An 18,053-nucleotide genomic window follows, 5' to 3' on the forward strand; every position below is an offset into this window, starting at 1 on the left:
TTACTTCTGCCCCTTTACCGCGCGAATTAGTTGATCACCGTGATCAACTGGATGTTTGGAATAACCTTCTAACCATTTAGCAATTGTGTAGTGACCGGATTCTGAGTGAACCCCAGACTTTTCCAGATCTGACTCTTGCAGACGCTTAACAATGTCGAGTGAACCAGCTCGTACTGCCACAAAGACAGCAATTGAGTTTTCCACTGGTGCACTTTCATAACCAAGTTGCGGCGCAGTTGCCCAAAGATTTTCATCGTAACCTTGGATTATCGATCCTTCAGGTTCTGCGACTAAACGACGCAAGCGCGCATATGACTGCGCTTCTGAATCTGCTAAGTGATGAATTATCTGACGAGCAGACCAACCTTCAGGATCTTTGATATCTAACTGATCAGCTGTTACTCCACGCGCCAAATTTAAAAAGTATTGGGTAGAAGATTCGTAAACTGCTGCCTGCTCGTTGATGCTCATGCCCTGTGTACTCATGACTTGGAGTCTATTTACTCTTTTCGGCTGCTGCCAACTGTCCGCAGGCGCCATCGATCTCACGCCCGCGGGTATCGCGCACGGTCACGGGAACGCCATAGTTCTCCAGGATACGGACAAACTCTTCCTCGTCTTCGCGGCGGGAAGCGGTCCATTTCGAACCAGGCGTTGGGTTGAGTGGGATTAAATTAACGTGGGCGTTGCGGCTTTTGAGTAAACGCCCCAATAAATCTGCGCGCCAGGATTGATCATTGATGTCGCGGATTAGCGCGTACTCGATTGAATAACGGCGACCAGTCTTCTTCTCATATGCATCGGCTGCAGCCAGAACTTCGCGAACGTTAAACCGCGAGTTAATTGGTACAAGTGAGTCGCGAAGTTCGTCATCTGGCGTATGCAGAGAAACCGCCAAGGTGCAGTTGATGCCCTCATCCATCAGCTTTTCAATTCCATTTACCAAACCAACTGTGGAAACTGTTACTGAACGAGCGGAAATTCCTAAACCATCTGGGTTTGGATCTGTGATGTTGCGAAGCGTGCGAACAACTGCGTTGTAATTTGCTAGTGGCTCACCCATTCCCATAAATACGATATTGGAAAGACGCGCTTCTCCCCCAGGGAGTTCGCCATTTGCACAAGCTCGCGCTGCAGCCACGATCTGTTCGGTGATTTCACCAGCAGTTAGATTACGAGTGAGACCAGCCTGGCCGGTCGCACAGAACGGACAGTTCATTCCGCAGCCTGCTTGAGATGAGATACAAACGGTGACGCGGTCGGTGTAACGCATTAATACGGATTCAACTAAAACACCATCGTGCAATTTCCAAAGATCTTTACGGGTCATTCCGTTATCTGTGGTGCGCGAGGTAACCAGATGAATTAACTTTGGTGTTAGCGCATCAGCGATTGATTGACGTTCAGCCGCTGGGATATCAGTCCACTCTTCTGGGTCATTAGATAGGTGAGAGAAATAGTGAGTTGCAACTTGCGAAGCACTTACTCTTTTCGGCTGCTGCCAACTGTCCGCAGGCGCCATCGATCTCACGCCCGCGGGTATCGCGCACGGTCACGGGAACGCCATAGTTCTCCAGGATACGGACAAACTCTTCCTCGTCTTCGCGGCGGGAAGCGGTCCATTTCGAACCAGGCGTTGGGTTGAGTGGGATTAAATTAACGTGGGCGTTGCGGCTTTTGAGTAAACGCCCCAATAAATCTGCGCGCCAGGATTGATCATTGATGTCGCGGATTAGCGCGTACTCGATTGAATAACGGCGACCAGTCTTCTTCTCATATGCATCGGCTGCAGCCAGAACTTCGCGAACGTTAAACCGCGAGTTAATTGGTACAAGTGAGTCGCGAAGTTCGTCATCTGGCGTATGCAGAGAAACCGCCAAGGTGCAGTTGATGCCCTCATCCATCAGCTTTTCAATTCCATTTACCAAACCAACTGTGGAAACTGTTACTGAACGAGCGGAAATTCCTAAACCATCTGGGTTTGGATCTGTGATGTTGCGAAGCGTGCGAACAACTGCGTTGTAATTTGCTAGTGGCTCACCCATTCCCATAAATACGATATTGGAAAGACGCGCTTCTCCCCCAGGGAGTTCGCCATTTGCACAAGCTCGCGCTGCAGCCACGATCTGTTCGGTGATTTCACCAGCAGTTAGATTACGAGTGAGACCAGCCTGGCCGGTCGCACAGAACGGACAGTTCATTCCGCAGCCTGCTTGAGATGAGATACAAACGGTGACGCGGTCGGTGTAACGCATTAATACGGATTCAACTAAAACACCATCGTGCAATTTCCAAAGATCTTTACGGGTCATTCCGTTATCTGTGGTGCGCGAGGTAACCAGATGAATTAACTTTGGTGTTAGCGCATCAGCGATTGATTGACGTTCAGCCGCTGGGATATCAGTCCACTCTTCTGGGTCATTAGATAGGTGAGAGAAATAGTGAGTTGCAACTTGCGAAGCACGGAAAGGTTGCAGGCCAAGTTCTTTCGCCCAGATCTTTCGATCAGCAGGTGATAGATCTGCTAAATGTTTCGGCGCCTTCTTGCGTTGCGGTGGTTCATCGAAAACTAATTTGAGTTCAGGATTTGCATCAGGTCTGGTGCTCATAAAATCCCTGAGTCTTGTGCGCGACGCACAATTTCAAGGGCAAGCCATAGCGCAGGAGCGGCAAACAAAACCGAATCCAGGCGATCCATAACTCCGCCATGGCCGGGCAAGAGATTTCCCATATCTTTTATCGCCATATCGCGCTTTAGCGCAGATTCAATTAGATCTCCTGATGTTGCGGTGAAAACAGTTAATAGTCCAGCGAGTGCACCTAACCACCACTCGGCGCCCATAATGTAATTAAATGCGATAGCGCCACCAGCGATAGTAAATACAAGTGAGCCAAGTAAGCCTTCTATGGTTTTCTTGGGGCTGATCTTGGGCGCAAGTGGGCGCTTGCCGAAAAGTACGCCAGTTAAATACGCGAAGGTGTCATTACATCCAACCAAAACCACAAAAGTCATGACGCGCTCTAGCCCATTGCTGGGGCGAGCCAACAAGATCAAGAAGCCTGCTAGAAATGGTAGATAGACAAGTGCAAGTGCGGATGCGGATGCGGTTTTAACAAAGTCAACCGTTCCTCGTGGAAGTAGTAGAACCAAGAGGCAAGGGAAGGCAATTGCAGTAGCTACGGCTAGACCAGAGATTCCGCCGAACCAGGTAGCGGCACATAGGCCAACTGCAGCCGTAGTAAGTGACCAAAGTGGAATATGAATATCAACTGCTGTAAATGCTTTATTTAGCTCGCGAATTCCGAGTACTACTGCAATCGTAACCACGAGGGCAAAAATTGCCCGCTGATAAGCAAGTGCAAACCAAACAAGTGCGATTAGCGAGAGCGATACTGCGATCGAAGGAAGAAGTTTTCTTCCAGCGCGCTTATTAATCGCCTCGTTAATCGAATGTAGATCAGACACTTTGTGGTGTTAAGAACTTCTAAACTTCTAGAAGTTCAGCCTCCTTATGCTTTAAGAGTTCATCAATCTTGGTGACGTGCTCTGAAGTAACCTTTTCAAGTTCTTTCTCGCCACGTGCTAAATCATCTTTGCCGATATCGCCATCTTTTTCGAGCTTCTCCATAAGTTCTTTGGCGGCACGGCGAATATTGCGGATTGAAACTTTTGAATCTTCCGCCTTTCCTTTGGCAACCTTGATGTAATCCTTACGGCGTTCCTCGGAAAGCTGAGGCAGGGCAACGCGAATAACCACGCCATCATTGCCAGGATTTACACCTAGATCTGATTCGCGGATCGCCTTTTCAATACTTGCCATCGCACCTTTATCGAAAGGGGAAACGATCGCCATGCGCGCCTCGGGTACTTGAATAGAAGCGAGTTGAGATAGAGGAGTGTAAGTACCGTAGTAATCGACCATGATCTTATTGAAGAGCGCAGGGTGAGCACGGCCGGTGCGGATCGTTGCAAAGTCATCCTTGGCAACTTCTACAGCCTTATCCATCTTGCTCTGCGCATCGGCTAGAGCACTTGCTACATCTGCCATTTTCTAACTCCTCTAATTTGGTAAAGCTTTGGTAAATCTCTGGGAAAACTTTTTTAAAATTAAGAAACTAAGGTTCCAATCTTTTCGCCGCGAACTGCACGTGCGATATTGCCGTTGGCCATCAAATCGAAAACAATTATCGGCAGCTTATTCTCGCGGCAGAGGCTGAAGGCGGCAGCATCTGCAACAGCCAACGATTTCGAGAGAACTTCGTTGTACGAGATCACATCAAATTTTGTGGCAGATGAATCCTTCTTTGGATCTGCGCTGTAAACGCCATCAACGCCGCTCTTAGCCAGAAGAAGCGCTTCAGATCCGATTTCGAGTGCGCGCTGTGCGGCAACTGTGTCAGTTGTAAAGAATGGCATTCCGGCACCTGCACCGAAAATTACTACGCGACCTTTTTCAAGGTGGCGAATTGCACGGCGTGGAATGTAAGGCTCAGCAACTTGACCCATAGTGATCGCAGTTTGTACGCGAGTATCGACGCCTTCTTTTTCCAGAAAATCTTGGAGCGCAAGACAGTTCATAACTGTTCCGAGCATTCCCATATAGTCAGCGCGTGCACGGTCCATACCTACTTGCTGTAGTTCTGCACCGCGGAAGTAATTACCGCCACCGACAACAACAGCCATCTGGACGCCAGTTTTTACAACATCTTTAATCTGCTTTGCGACATCGCGCATAACATCGATGTCAACGCCAATTCCCTTTTCTCCCCCGAAAACTTCTCCGGAAAGTTTAAGGAGCACCCGCCGATACGTTCCTCTTGTACCGGGCATGGGTGCTCCTTTTCTAAAACGTTGTTCTGGCTAGTTTACTGACCTACGCGGAAACGGTGGAATGCCTTGACGGCGGTTCCTGCCTCATCGAGGATCTGCTTGACGGTCTTCTTCGCATCTTTAGCGAAAGCCTGCTCAATCAAGGAGACTTCCTTGACGAAGCCGGTTACGCGACCTTCGATGATCTTAGAAAGTGAAGCCTCTGGCTTACCTTCTTCGCGAGCTGTTTCCTCAGCGATGCGTCGCTCATTTTCAATGAGATCTGCAGGAACATCTTCGCGATTTACAAACTTAGGTGCAAACGCTGCGATGTGCTGTGCAACATCCTTACCAATTTCAGCTGCTTCTTTAGCAAGTGAAACTAGAACTCCAACTTGTGGTGGAAGATCTGGTGAAGTCTTGTGTAGGTAGAGTCCAACTGGACCTTCTACTACTGCAACGTTGCGAATTTCAATCTTTTCGCCGAGGGTTGCATTGCCTTCATCGATAACTGATTGAACGCTCTTGCCGTTAGACATATTTGAGGCAAGGAACGCCTCAACAGTTGCAGTCTTTGAAGCAAGTAGGTGATCAACTAGCTCATCGCCAAGTGCGATAAAACGCTCGCCCTTTGCAACGAAGTCAGTTTCGCAGTTGAGCTCGAGCATTACGCCGAGATCGCCTGAAACCTTTGCAACAACGAGACCATTTGAAGTCAAGCGACCTTCGCGCTTGGTAACTCCCTTAAGTCCCTTTACTCGAATAATGTCGAGGGCTTTGTCGTAATCGCCATCTGCTTCATCAAGTGCCTTCTTGCAATCGAGCATTCCTGCTGCAGTTGCTTCGCGAAGACGTTTTACATCATCTGCTGAATAGTTAGCCAATTTACTTATGCCTCCGGAGTTGTTGATTCAAGAACAGCTTCTGTAGTCGCCGCTTCAGCTGGAACCGCGGACAACATTTCATCAGCTAGTTGTTCGGACACTGTTGCAGCAGGTGTTGGTGCAGCTGCTGTACGAGCCTTCATGCCCTCAACAATTGCATCAGTGATTACGCGAGTAAGTAGTCCGATTGAGCGGATCGCATCGTCGTTACCTGGAATCTTGTAATCAACTTCATCTGGATCACAGTTTGTATCAAGGATCGCAATAACTGGGATTCCAAGCTTCTTTGCCTCAGCAACTGCGAGGTGCTCTTTCTTGGTATCAACAACCCAGATTGCTGAAGGCAACTTGGTCATATGACGGATACCGTCAAGGTTCTTAAATAGCTTTTCGCGCTCACGACGAAGAACAAGGAGTTCTTTCTTTGTAAGCAAAAGGTCATTTGCATTCTCAAGAGCTTCAAGCTCCTTGAGGCGCTGAATGCGCTTGTAAACAGTTGGGAAGTTAGTGAGCATTCCACCTAACCAGCGCTCGGTGACGGTTGGCATTCCAACGCGCGCAGCCTGCTGCATGATCGGTTCGTGTGCTTGCTTCTTTGTTCCAACGAATAGAACGTGTCCGCCCTTTGCGACGGTGTCCTTTACGAATTCATATGCTTGATCGATAAGTGCAAGTGATTGCTGGATATCGATGATGTAGATGCCGTTGCGCTCTGTGAAAATAAAGCGCTTCATCTTTGGGTTCCAGCGACGTGTCTGATGTCCGAAGTGGACTCCACTGTCGAGGAGTTCTCGCATTGTTACAACTGCCATGGCAGCGTTCTCCTTTTTAGGTTTTTGCGCACAGCGCAATAAACCTGCTCGGTTTATGGCTTAACAATTTGTTAGGCCCGTCGCACCTACAACGCCGACCACAAAAATTTGTGGACCGAAGTGGCTTGTATTCCCTGCGGAGCAGTTCATACATAAGTGCTGAGATGTCACCAAAGGTTCTTTTAAAGAATGGCTCTAGTGCAGGGGAAATCTTACCTGCCGCCGAGGGGTGCTAAATCCACACCCTGATCTCTACTTATGCGCGGGGGTGGGCTTGTTTAAAGGCTTTTTGAAGTCTTTCGGTTGAGACGTGGGTATAGATCTGAGTTGTAGCAAGAGATGCATGGCCCAAGATTTCTTGTACCGTGCGAAGGTCTGCTCCACCTTCGAGTAAATGTGTTGCCGCCGAATGGCGCAGCGCGTGTGGTCCTAACTTAACTGCACCTTCTAAAGCTTCTAACGCTTGATAAACAACGGTGCGAACAGTGCGCTGATCAATTCTTTTTCCACGTGCGCCAAGAAATACAGCGCGCTCTGATTTTTCCCCAGCCAATGATGGTCGTCCCTCTTTCAACCAAGCATCGAGTGCGCGCATCGCTGGATTTCCCAATGGAATCGTGCGCTCTTTATTTCCTTTACCGATTACGCGAATAGTGTTTCGCTCGTAATCAATATCTTGTAGATCAAGACCGCAGAGTTCGGATACACGTGCCCCGCTTGCGTACAAGACTTCCACCATCGCACAATCGCGTTTGGATAGCGGACCATCTTCTTCCGCGACCCTGGTAGCAAGTGCATCCATAGCAAGGCCGGCATCAGCAACGTTTAACACATCTGGCAATGTGCGCGCACCTTTAGGTGTGGCCAACGTTGCCCCCACATCTTTTGCCAGGTATCCCTTCTTAGTTGCCCACTTAGTAAATAAGCGAATAGAAACCGCGCGACGCGAAAGTGTTGTGCGCGCTCCCCCTTTAACCTGTTGATTGGCTAGCCAGGAGCGGATGTGCGATAACTCAAGTTTAGAAAAGTCAGTTACATCTAACTTCTCAAGGTGTTCGAAGAAAGAATCCAGATCGCCTAAGTAGGCACGGATTGTGTGGGCGGAAAGGTTGCGCTCGGATTCGAGGTATTTCAGAAATGCGTCGCGAATTTCGCTAAGTGCAACGCTTCCCATGCTTTAAAGGTTACTCGGGTTTGCGACCCTGGCGCAGTAAGCCGAAGGTGACTGCATCTTCAAGTGCCATTGCAGATGCGGCGATAACGTTTTCGTGAACACCAACGGTGTTCCATTCGCCTTTGCCATCTGAAGTTTCTACAAGAACGCGGGTGATCGCACCGGTGCCGAGGCGACCTTCGAGGATACGTACTTTGTAATCAGTAAGTTCGAGAACTTCGAGTTCGGGATACAACTGCTTAAGTCCTGAGCGAAGTGCGTTATCGAATGCGTTGACTGGGCCGTTTCCAGAACCTGAGCAAGAGATCTCTTTACCTTGCGCGGTAACCGTTACTTCAGCCTTAGTGACAATGCTCTGATCTTCAGCGCGTTCTACAGTCGTTAACCAATGTTCAATAGTGAAGAATGAAGGACGCTTTCCAGATACTTCTTCAAGCATGAGAAGTTCGAATGAAGCATCTGCTGCCTCGAAGGTAAAGCCGCGAGATTCCATCTCTTTTACGCGATCAACAATGCGACCAACTAGCTCGCGATCGCCACCGAGATCTACGCCAAGTTCTTGTGATTTAAGTTCGATAGAAGCGCGACCAGCCATATCTGAAACCAGCATGCGCATATCGTTTCCGACAGATGCCGGATCTTCATGTTGATACAAGAATGGATCAACCTTGATTGCAGATGCATGCAGGCCAGCTTTATGTGCAAATGCGGAGACGCCAACGTATGGCTGGCGACCTGATGGAGAAATATTCGTTACTTCTGCAATGGCGTGTGAGATTCGGAATGATTCGCGAAGCGCGTTTGGAGGCAAGACCAGCTGCTTCTTCTTTAGTTCTAAGTTAGCGATAATTGTTACGAGATCTGCGTTACCAGTACGTTCGCCGTAACCGTTGAGAGTTCCTTGTACGTGCGTGGCACCTGCAGCAACTGCTGCCATGGAGTTTGCAACAGCGCAGCCAGTGTCGTTGTGGCAATGGATGCCGATGCGGGCAGAAGTTGCAGTTAAAACATCATGAACAACATTGGCGATTTCATCAGGCAGCATGCCGCCATTGGTATCGCAGAGCGCAGCAACGTCGGCGCCTGCTTCCATTGCAACGCGGATTACTTCAAGTGCGTAATCGCGATTAGCGCGGTAGCCATCAAAGAAATGCTCAGCATCTAGAAATACGCGCTGTCCTTCTTGGCGAAGGTGGGTTACTGAATCGCGGATCATCGCGAGGTTTTCTTCTAACGTTGTTTTAAGCGCAAGATCAACGTGGCGATCAAATGCCTTTGCAACCAAGGTAACTGCTGGTGCACCACTATCGCGTAATGCGCCAAGTAATACATCGTCTGCGGCTTTAACGTTTGGGCGACGAGTAGCGCCAAATGCCACAAAGGTGGCGTTCTTAAGCTTTAACTCTTTCTTAGCAAGGGCAAAGAATTCGGTGTCCTTTGGGTTAGCCCCTGGCCAACCGCCTTCAATAAATCCAACTCCGAGATCATCAAGGTGGCGAGCAATAGTTAACTTGTCGTGAACTGAAAGATTTAAACCCTCTTGCTGTGCGCCATCACGCAGAGTGGTGTCATAGATATGGAAAGCATCAGAGATAGTCATTAGATAACTCTTTTAACCCAGCCATGCTTATCTGCAGTTGTGCCGTGCTGAATTGCGAGTAAGTGATTGCGAATCTGCATGGTGATTGCGCCAGGTTGTCCGTCACCGGTAACCCAAGTACCCATCGCGCTCTTGGCTTGGCCAACTGGTGAAACAACTGCGGCAGTACCGCAAGCAAAGATTTCGGTGATCTCACCGGATGAAACACCTTCGCGCCAGTCATCGATAGAGAGCATGACCTCATCGGTCTTGTAACCAAGATCCTTTGCAGCAGAAAGAATTGAATCGCGAGTAATACCTGGCAATAAAGTTCCAGTTAACTTTGGCGTAATAACGGTTGCTTCGGCGCCTTTACCCTTTACGAAGTAAAGGTTCATGCCGCCCATTTCTTCAATCCACTTGCGCTCTTTGGCATCGATCCAAACAACTTGATCGCAACCTTCTTTTGCAGCTGCCTTCTGTGCGACAAGAGAAGCTGCGTAGTTTCCACCGCACTTTGCTTCGCCAGTTCCGCCTTGTGCTGCGCGGACATATTCAGTTGAGATCCAAACAGATACTGCCTTAGATGGATCAAAGTAAGCACCCGCTGGCGTTGCAATAAGAATATAAGTTGCTTTATTTGAAGGACGAACACCAAGTCCAACTTCGGTAGCGATCATAAATGGGCGGATATATAAAGATTCGCCCACTTTATTTGGAACCCATCCTGCATCTTGATTTACAAGAGTTTCAACTGTTTCGAGGAAAAGTGTTTCGGGCATTTCAGGAAGTGCAAGACGCGCTGCAGATTTTGCAAAGCGACGTGCATTTGCTTCAGGGCGAAAGAGTGCGATTCCGCCATCTGGTTGGCGATATGCCTTCATGCCTTCGAAGATTTCTTGACCGTAATGGAACACCGCAGTTGCAGGATCAAGTGAGAGTGGACCATAAGGAATTAACTCTGGTTCAGCCCAGCCGCCATCTTGCGTCCATTCGCAGATAACCATGTGGTCTGTGTAGTACTTACCAAATCCGCCTTCGGCAACCAAGGCATCGCGAGTAGCGGCATCTTTAGCGTTGGGATTTAGTGTGATCTTCATTTTAAAGTTGCGCGAGTAGCGCATCTCCGATTTCTGTAGTGCTTCGCTTCTTATCTGCGCGGGCAAGTAGATCTGCATTTACTGCAGCTTCGATCTCGCGAGCAGCATCGGCATAACCCAAGTGATCCATCATCATCGCAACTGACATAACAGTTGCTGTTGGGTCAGCTAAATTCTTACCAGCGATATCCGGCGCTGAACCATGTACTGGCTCAAACATGGATGGAAATGCACCTGTTGGATTGATATTGCCAGAGGCTGCAAGACCAATGCCACCGCAGATAGCAGCTGCGATATCAGTCAAGATATCTCCGAATAAGTTATCGGTTACGACAACATCAAAGCGTTCTGGGTTGGTAACGAAGAACATTGATGCGGCATCAACGTGTAGGTAATCAGTTGTTACACCTGGGAACTCTTTGGCAACTTCGTTGAAGGTACGAGTCCAGAGGCTTCCTGCGCGAGTTAATACATTGTTCTTGTGAACAAGCGTTAACTTCTTGCGATCGCGCTTTGCGGCGCGCGCAAAGGCATCACGAATTACTCGCTCAGCACCGCGGCGGGTATTTAAAGATTCTTCAGTGGCGATTTCGGCATCGGTTCCTTCAGCAAGAACTCCACCGGCGCCAACGTATGGGCCTTCGGTTCCTTCACGGACAACGATGAAATCGATTGGCGCCTTTGTAGCAAGCGGACCAGTTACACCAGCGCGCAAAATTGCAGGACGTAAGTTGATGTAGTGATCAAATGCAAAGCGAAGTTTTAGAAGTAATCCGCGTTCTAGAACTCCGCTAGGAACAGTTGGATCTCCTACTGCTCCGAGCAAGATGACATCTGCCTTAGCGATTTCAGCAAGAACTGAATCTGGAAGAACTTCTCCAGTGCGATGCCAATAACCTGCGCCAAGATCGTATTCAGTCTTTGCAAAAGTCACGTCGTACTTTGCGGCGACCTTATCTAGAACGCGAAGACCTTGGGCAACCACTTCTGGACCAATGCCATCGCCAGCGATAACAGCAAGATTTATCTTTTTCATATCGCGCCTATTAGTTCACTAAGGTAACTGAACGGACGAGATCGGCACCAGTTTCTTTAGCAACTGCCGAAACAATTGCATCAGAGACTGGTGAATCGACAGTGATCGACATGAGTGCATCTCCCCCAGCGCTAGCGCGGGCAACTTGCATTCCTGCAATATTGATTCCGGCTTTGCCAAGAGCATTTCCGACTGCGCCAACAACGCCTGGGCGATCGGCATAGCGCAAGAAGAGCAAGTTATCGGTTGGTGGAAGATCAAGATCGAAACCATCGATTGCGATGATCTTTTCAACTTTGCGGATACCCATCAAAGTTCCATCAACGGTGATCGACTTTCCATTGGCAAGTGCGCAATGTAAAGAAATCATGCTGCGGTATTCCGGGCTAACTGCATCAGTATCTGAAGTTGATGTCAGATTGCGAGCAGCTGCAAGTCCTGGAGCATTTACATAAGTAACGTCTTCAGCGCCAGTTGCAAGCAGTGCGCCCTTCAGCGCGCTGATTGCCAGAATTGAAGAGTCGTGCTCAGAGATATCTCCGCGCACATGCACATCAAGATTGGTTGGAAGTTCACCAGCAATTGCAGTTGCGATCTGTGCCATCTTTTCAACGAGTGGAAGTGACGGACGAATTTCCTCGTGAATTGCTCCGCCCTTTACGTTAACCGCATCAGGAACTAGCTCGCCAGCAAGTGCTTTACGAACTGATACTGCAACTGCGATTCCGGCGCGCTCTTGAGCCTCATCAGTTGATGCGCCCAAGTGCGGAGTTGCAACTACTTGATCAAGCTGGAACAAAGGTGAATCAGTACAAGGTTCGGTGACATAAACATCAAGCCCTGCACCAGCAACGCGACCTTCAACGATCGCATCGTGCAGAGCGGCCTCATCGAGAACGCCACCACGAGCTGCGTTGATGATGCGAACTGAAGGCTTAACTTTCTTAAGCGCTTCTACGCCGATCAAATTTGCAGTCTCTTTAGTCTTTGGTAAGTGAATTGTGATGAAGTCACTTCGGGTAAGAAGTGTGTCTAGATCTACTAGTTCAACGCCAAGTTGTGCAGCGCGTGCTGGCTGTAGGTATGGATCGTAGGCAACGACGTTCATACCAAATGCCTGCATGCGATGAGCAACTAACTGGCCAATGCGGCCGAAGCCAACAATGCCGAGAGTTTTTTCGAATAGTTCAGCGCCGGTGTACTTAGAGCGCGCCCACTTGCCGTTGCGAAGTGCCGCATGTGCAGGTGAGATAAAACGTGCTGAAGCAAGTAGCAATGAGATAGCAAGTTCTGCCGCAGAGACGATATTTGAAGTTGGTGCGTTAACGACCATTACACCTGCAGTTGTTGCTGCAGGAATATCAACGTTATCTAGACCAACGCCAGCGCGTGCAATAACTTTCAAACCCTTTGCCGCAGCAATTGCTTCTGCATCCATCTTGGTTGCAGAACGGATCAAGACCGCATCGACTCCTTTGCCGAGTTCGGCAAGGAGTTCGGTGCGGTTTGCGCCATCACAATTGCGTACTTCAAAATCCGGACCTAAAGCTTCTAGGGTTGCCGGACTTAACTCTTCAGCGATTAATACAACAGGTTTAGCCACGCGCAGCGCTTCCTTCTCGGTAATCATCTTTATTTGAAGTCTTGATCCAGCTAAACATCTTGCGAAGTTCGCGGCCAACACCTTCAATTGGGTGAGCTTCTCCCTTTGCGCGAAGCGCCTTGAATTCAGGTGCTCCTGCCTCTTGATCATCGATAAAGCGCTTAGCAAATGCGCCAGATTGAATGTCAGCAAGTACTGCCTTCATATTCTCTTTAACGCTTGGATCGATAACGCGTGGACCAGAGACATAATCTCCGTATTCAGCAGTATCTGATACTGACCAACGCTGCTTGGCGATTCCGCCTTCGAACATCAAGTCAACAATCAACTTAAGTTCGTGAAGGCACTCGAAGTAAGCAACCTCTGGCTGGTAACCAGCTTCAGTAAGTGTTTCGAAGCCGTACATAACTAGTTGTGATGCGCCACCGCAAAGTACTGACTGCTCACCGAATAGATCTGTTTCAGTCTCTTCAGTAAATGTTGTGAGGATTCCACCGGCGCGAAGTCCGCCGATTGCCTTGGCGTAAGAAAGTGTTAGTGGCCATGCGCTGCCTGTTGCATCTTGTTCAACAGCAACGATTACAGGAACTCCGCGACCGCCTGCATATTCGCGGCGAACTAAGTGTCCTGGACCCTTTGGCGCAACCATACAAACATCAACGTTTGTAGATGGCTTGATGTAGCCAAAGCGGATATTGAAACCGTGACCGAAGAAGAGAGCATCGCCATCTTTAAGGTTAGGCAAGATTGAATCTGTGTAGATGTGGCGCTGTACGTGATCGGGCGCCAAGATCATGATGACGGTTGCTTCCTTAACAGCTTCTGCAACTGTTACAACGCGAAGGCCTTCTGCTTCTGCCTTAGCGCGTGAAGGTGAACCTTCTTTAAGTCCAACGCGAACATCAACGCCTGAGTCACGCAGGTTTAGTGCGTGCGCATGGCCTTGTGAGCCGTAACCGATGATCGCGACCTTGCGACCCTGGATGATTGATAGATCTGCATCCTCTTCGTGATACATCGTTGCCACGGTGTTTCTCCTTTTTCTTTTTCGAGTTAGTTTCTTGCTTAGTTTTGGTAATCAGGTTGGGTGTCGTGAACTTCTTTACCTTTGCCTGTCACATCTTTGATCGATATGACGCTGACAAGTTTGTCGAGCTGAGCAATTACTTGCTCGAGAGAGTGGCCTTCTACGGCTACTCCAATAACCATCTTTGAGATTGAGGAATCTTGAGTTGGTCCAACGTTGAGAGTTTCGATGTTGAATGCACGGCGCGAAAAAAGGCCAGCTACGCGGGCTAGAACGCCTGGTTCGTTTTCAACGAGAACTTCAAGAGTGTGTTGACGGCGGCTAGTAGTCATTAGAGCTCCTGTGAATCCCAGTCGGGCGCGGTGGCGCGAGCGATCATGATTTCATCATTTGAAGTTCCGGCAGCAACCATCGGCCAAACCATCGCATCGCGATGTACGCGGAAATCGACAACAACTGGTTGGTCATTGATCGACATCGCTTTCTCGATCGTCTTATCCAAATCTTCAGGGCGTTCGCAAGAAAGACCGACGCAACCCATGCTTTCTGCGAGCATTGGGAAGTTAGGCACGCGCTTTGATTCGAGGTTGGTATTTGAATAACGACCTTCGTAGAACAAGGTCTGCCATTGGCGAACCATGCCGAGTGATTCGTTATTGATAATCGCAACCTTGATTGGAATATTGTTTAGTGCGCAGGTAACGAGTTCCTGATTTGTCATCTGGAAACATCCATCGCCATCGATCGCCCAAACAGTTGCATCTGGTGCGCCAACTTTTGCGCCCATTGCAGCAGGTACGCCGTAACCCATGGTGCCTGCACCGCCGGAGTTAAGCCAGGTGCGTGGGTGTTCGTATGAAATAAATTGTGATGCCCACATCTGGTGTTGGCCAACGCCTGCGGTAAAGATGGTGTCGGTTCCAGATATCTGCCCAAGTCGTTGGATTACATGTTGTGGTGACAATGAACCATCATCAGGTTGGTCATAACCCAATGGATATGTGGACTTCAGCGAATTCATCTGGCGCATCCATGTTGAAAGATCTGGTTGGTTCTTTGCAAGAGCGGCTTTAAGTGCAGGAATCAGTGCAGAGATGGTTTCTCTTACATCGCCAACAACTGCAACATCGGCATGACGGTTCTTTCCGATTTCAGCAGGATCAATATCTGCATGAAGAATCTTTGCATTTGGTGCAAATGTTGAAAGCTTTCCGGTAACGCGATCATCGAAACGAGCGCCTAAAGCGATTAGTAGGTCGGCCTTTTGTAGCGCTGTAACAGCGGCGACAGTTCCGTGCATTCCTGGCATACCCATATGCAGCGGATGTGAATCTGGGAAAGCACCGCGCGCCATAAGAGTTGTAACAACTGGTGCTCCTAGAAGTTCCACAAGTTGACGAAGTTCTTTATGAGCATTGGCCTTGATTACGCCGCCACCAACATAGAAGACTGGCTTTGATGATTGCGCGATAAGCGCTGCGGCATCGGTGATCGCCTGTGCATCTGGTGTGGTCTTTGGGTTGTAACCGGCAAGCTTGATTGAAGTTGGCCAATTAAATGTAGTCATCTTCTGCAAAGCATCTTTTGCAATATCTACTAGTACAGGACCTGGGCGACCAGTTGTTGCGATATGGAAAGCCTCTGCAATAACGCCAGGGATTTCATCAGGGTTGGTTACCAAGTAATTGTGTTTTGTAAATGGCATAGTGATCCCGCGAATATCGGCTTCCTGGAATGCATCGGTACCAATTGCCGCAGATGGAACTTGACCAGTGATGGCAATCAGCGGAACTGAATCCATCGCCGCATCCATCAAAGGAGTAACAAGGTTTGTCGCACCTGGACCAGATGTTGCGATACAGACACCAGCGCGGCCAGTAACTTGCGCATAACCCGTTGCTGCGTGACCTGCGCCTTGTTCGTGGCGAACCAAGATATGGCGAATAGATGAATCAAAGATCGGATCGTAAGCAGGAAGAATTGCGCCACCTGGCAGTCCGAACATCACTTCTACATCTGCTGCTTCTAGGCTTTTCACCAATGAAGTAGCTCCTGTCATTGCTGTGCCGTTGGCCGTTGGTATGTGCGCCATCTTCTTACTCCTTTCCGTACTCTCTAGGTTTTACTTTTTATTTCTACAACTTATTTCTTAAATGAAAAAACCCTCAGAGGATCTGAGGGCGCGTGCGTTAAAAAGGCACGCGCTATCGAATGACCACCACAATTACTGATGACGAGATGAGCGCGTACTTCTTTGACATGTGAGTATTCTCCATCGCAGATGGCAGTTGAGTCAAGGTTTGAGATGTAAGTCTCAAATTGTGAAACTAGCCGCAGACAGCGCCCTTGGAGGCCGAGCCAACGGTCTTGGAATACTTCGCCAAGACGCCACGGGTGAATTTATGAGGCAGTGGCTGCCAGCCAACTTTGCGAGCTTCGAGTTCTGCCGGGTCAACCAAGAGATCTAAGGTGCGCGCCTTGATATCAATGCGCACAAGATCTCCATCTTTTATAAATGCAATCGGTCCACCATCTACTGCTTCAGGTGCAACGTGCCCAACGCATAGACCAGTTGATCCACCAGAGAAGCGACCATCAGTTAAGAGCAGAGTTGATTTACCAAGACCTGCGCCTTTTATCGCACCAGTAATCATCAACATCTCGCGCATTCCTGGTCCACCCTTTGGGCCTTCGTAGCGAATAACAACTACATCGCCGGCTTGGATGGTTCCGTTTTCTAACGCTGCCATTGCTGCTTGTTCGCGTTCAAAGACGCGCGCTGGCCCTTCGAAAGATTCGATACCGATACCTGCGGTCTTGCAAACTGCGCCATCTGTTGCAAGTGATCCACCAAGAATTGTGATTCCGACATCGGTAGAAAGTGGCGTAGCAACGGCATGCAAGATATCGCCATCAACATCTGGTGGATTAATTCCAGCAAGGTTTTCGGCCATAGTTTTTCCGGTAACCGTCATGACATCACCATGCAATAGACCGGCGTCAAGAAGGGCTTTAAGAATTACAGGGACTCCCCCAACGCGGTCCATGTCAGTCATTACATAGCGACCAAATGGTTTTAAATCTCCGAGCAGTGGAACACGTGAACCTATGCGATGGAAATCATCGAGTGATAAATCAACTTCTGCTTCGTGTGCGATGGCTAATAAGTGGAGCACGGCATTGGTTGATCCGCCCACTGCCATAACCGCCGTTATAGCGTTTTCAAATGCGCGCTTAGTTAAAATATCGCGAGTCGTTAGACCCATCTTGATCATATTTACAACGGCAGCTCCAGATTGAACTGCGAATGCATCGCGACGACGGTCAACTGCAGGAGGTGCAGCAGATCCTGGAAGCGAGAGACCAATTGCTTCACCAACTGTTGCCATGGTGTTTGCCGTATACATGCCACCGCAAGCGCCTTCACCTGGACAGATAGCGCGCTCAATTTGATCAACGCGTTCCTTAGTGATCAACCCGCGAGCGCATGCACCAACTGCTTCAAAGGCATCAATGATGGTTACATCGTTTCCATCTACTTGGCCAGGAAGAGTTGATCCGGCATAGACAAATACAGATGCCACATCGATACGCGCTGCCGCCATCATCATTCCAGGCAGTGACTTATCGCACCCTGCAAAAGTGACCATGCCATCAAAGCGTTCTGCCTGCATAACAGTTTCAACTGAATCCGCGATTACTTCACGAGATACAAGTGAAAAGTGCATACCTTCATGGCCCATTGAGATTCCATCGGAAACTGAGATGGTGCCAAATTGCATTGGGAATCCACCGGCATCGATAACGCCTTGCTTAGAAGCTTTAGCTAAGCGATCTAATGAGAGATTACATGGGGTGATTTCATTCCAGGACGATGCAATTCCAATTTGTGGCTTGACCCAATCTTCATCACCCATTCCGACTGCGCGAAGCATTCCGCGGGCAGGTGCGCGCTCTAAACCATCTGTGACCAAACCCGAACGTGGCTTCATCTGCGACATGGCGGTGAGTCTAATAGACTCCACTCA

At 49.0% G+C, this 18,053-nt stretch carries 16 protein-coding genes and 1 pseudogene; all 17 read right to left on the minus strand.

Annotated elements, in window-relative coordinates; translation table 11 throughout:
- Positions 1-486, minus strand: a complete 486-nt coding sequence (locus tag A1sIIB60_RS04610) for a DinB family protein (RefSeq protein ID WP_223298653.1) — start codon at positions 484-486, stop codon at positions 1-3.
- Between the two features lie 10 nt (positions 487-496).
- Entirely contained in the window at positions 497-1,522 is a 1,026-nt protein-coding gene (rlmN, locus tag A1sIIB60_RS04615) for a dual-specificity RNA methyltransferase RlmN (RefSeq protein WP_095689301.1), read from the minus strand.
- Positions 1,440-2,609, minus strand: coding sequence for a dual-specificity RNA methyltransferase RlmN (gene rlmN, locus A1sIIB60_RS04620; RefSeq protein WP_095689302.1), 1,170 nt, complete (start codon positions 2,607-2,609; stop codon positions 1,440-1,442). The genes rlmN (A1sIIB60_RS04615) and rlmN (A1sIIB60_RS04620) overlap by 83 nt, the downstream gene beginning before the upstream one ends.
- Entirely contained in the window at positions 2,606-3,466 is an 861-nt protein-coding gene (locus tag A1sIIB60_RS04625) for a phosphatidate cytidylyltransferase (protein WP_095689303.1), read from the minus strand. The genes rlmN (A1sIIB60_RS04620) and A1sIIB60_RS04625 overlap by 4 nt, the downstream gene beginning before the upstream one ends.
- A 19-nt stretch (positions 3,467-3,485) precedes the next feature.
- Complete coding sequence (gene frr, locus A1sIIB60_RS04630; protein ID WP_095689304.1) at positions 3,486-4,049, minus strand: ribosome recycling factor; 564 nt, start codon at positions 4,047-4,049, stop codon at positions 3,486-3,488.
- Positions 4,050-4,108: 59 nt separating this feature from the next.
- Entirely contained in the window at positions 4,109-4,831 is a 723-nt protein-coding gene (gene pyrH, locus A1sIIB60_RS04635; protein ID WP_095689305.1) for a UMP kinase, read from the minus strand.
- Positions 4,832-4,866: 35 nt separating this feature from the next.
- A complete protein-coding gene (tsf, locus tag A1sIIB60_RS04640) occupies positions 4,867-5,694 on the minus strand; it encodes a translation elongation factor Ts (protein WP_095689306.1) in 828 nt (275 codons plus the stop codon).
- A gap of 5 nt (positions 5,695-5,699) precedes the next feature.
- A complete protein-coding gene (rpsB, locus tag A1sIIB60_RS04645; RefSeq protein ID WP_095689307.1) occupies positions 5,700-6,506 on the minus strand; it encodes a 30S ribosomal protein S2 in 807 nt (268 codons plus the stop codon).
- A 256-nt stretch (positions 6,507-6,762) separates the two neighbouring features.
- Positions 6,763-7,680, minus strand: coding sequence for a tyrosine recombinase XerC (locus tag A1sIIB60_RS04650; protein WP_095689308.1), 918 nt, complete (start codon positions 7,678-7,680; stop codon positions 6,763-6,765).
- Positions 7,681-7,690: 10 nt separating this feature from the next.
- The gene (gene cimA / locus A1sIIB60_RS04655; RefSeq protein ID WP_095689309.1) at positions 7,691-9,280 is read right to left on the minus strand and encodes a citramalate synthase; all 1,590 of its coding nucleotides are present in this window, start codon (positions 9,278-9,280) and stop codon (positions 7,691-7,693) included.
- The gene (locus A1sIIB60_RS04660) at positions 9,280-10,359 is read right to left on the minus strand and encodes a branched-chain amino acid aminotransferase (RefSeq protein WP_095689310.1); all 1,080 of its coding nucleotides are present in this window, start codon (positions 10,357-10,359) and stop codon (positions 9,280-9,282) included. Before A1sIIB60_RS04660 ends, cimA begins: the two co-directional genes overlap by 1 nt.
- Position 10,360: 1 nt before the next feature.
- Positions 10,361-11,395, minus strand: coding sequence for a 3-isopropylmalate dehydrogenase (locus A1sIIB60_RS04665; RefSeq protein ID WP_095689311.1), 1,035 nt, complete (start codon positions 11,393-11,395; stop codon positions 10,361-10,363).
- Positions 11,396-11,405: 10 nt separating this feature from the next.
- A complete protein-coding gene (serA, locus tag A1sIIB60_RS04670; protein WP_190279195.1) occupies positions 11,406-13,025 on the minus strand; it encodes a phosphoglycerate dehydrogenase in 1,620 nt (539 codons plus the stop codon).
- The gene (gene ilvC, locus A1sIIB60_RS04675) at positions 12,991-14,016 is read right to left on the minus strand and encodes a ketol-acid reductoisomerase (protein ID WP_190279231.1); all 1,026 of its coding nucleotides are present in this window, start codon (positions 14,014-14,016) and stop codon (positions 12,991-12,993) included. Before ilvC ends, serA begins: the two co-directional genes overlap by 35 nt.
- A 98-nt stretch (positions 14,017-14,114) precedes the next feature.
- A pseudogene (gene ilvN, locus A1sIIB60_RS04680) lies at positions 14,115-14,357 on the minus strand (acetolactate synthase small subunit); the annotation flags it as partial.
- On the minus strand, positions 14,357-16,117 hold the full coding sequence (locus A1sIIB60_RS04685; RefSeq protein ID WP_095689313.1) for an acetolactate synthase large subunit: 1,761 nt from the start codon (positions 16,115-16,117) through the stop codon (positions 14,357-14,359). The pseudogene ilvN and the gene A1sIIB60_RS04685, both read right to left, overlap by 1 nt.
- Before the next feature lie 235 nt (positions 16,118-16,352).
- The gene (gene ilvD, locus A1sIIB60_RS04690; RefSeq protein WP_095689314.1) at positions 16,353-18,026 is read right to left on the minus strand and encodes a dihydroxy-acid dehydratase; all 1,674 of its coding nucleotides are present in this window, start codon (positions 18,024-18,026) and stop codon (positions 16,353-16,355) included.
- Positions 18,027-18,053 lie beyond the last annotated feature (27 nt).

This window comes from Candidatus Planktophila lacus, from assembly GCF_002288385.1.
Lineage (GTDB): Bacteria > Actinomycetota > Actinomycetes > Nanopelagicales > Nanopelagicaceae > Planktophila > Planktophila lacus_D.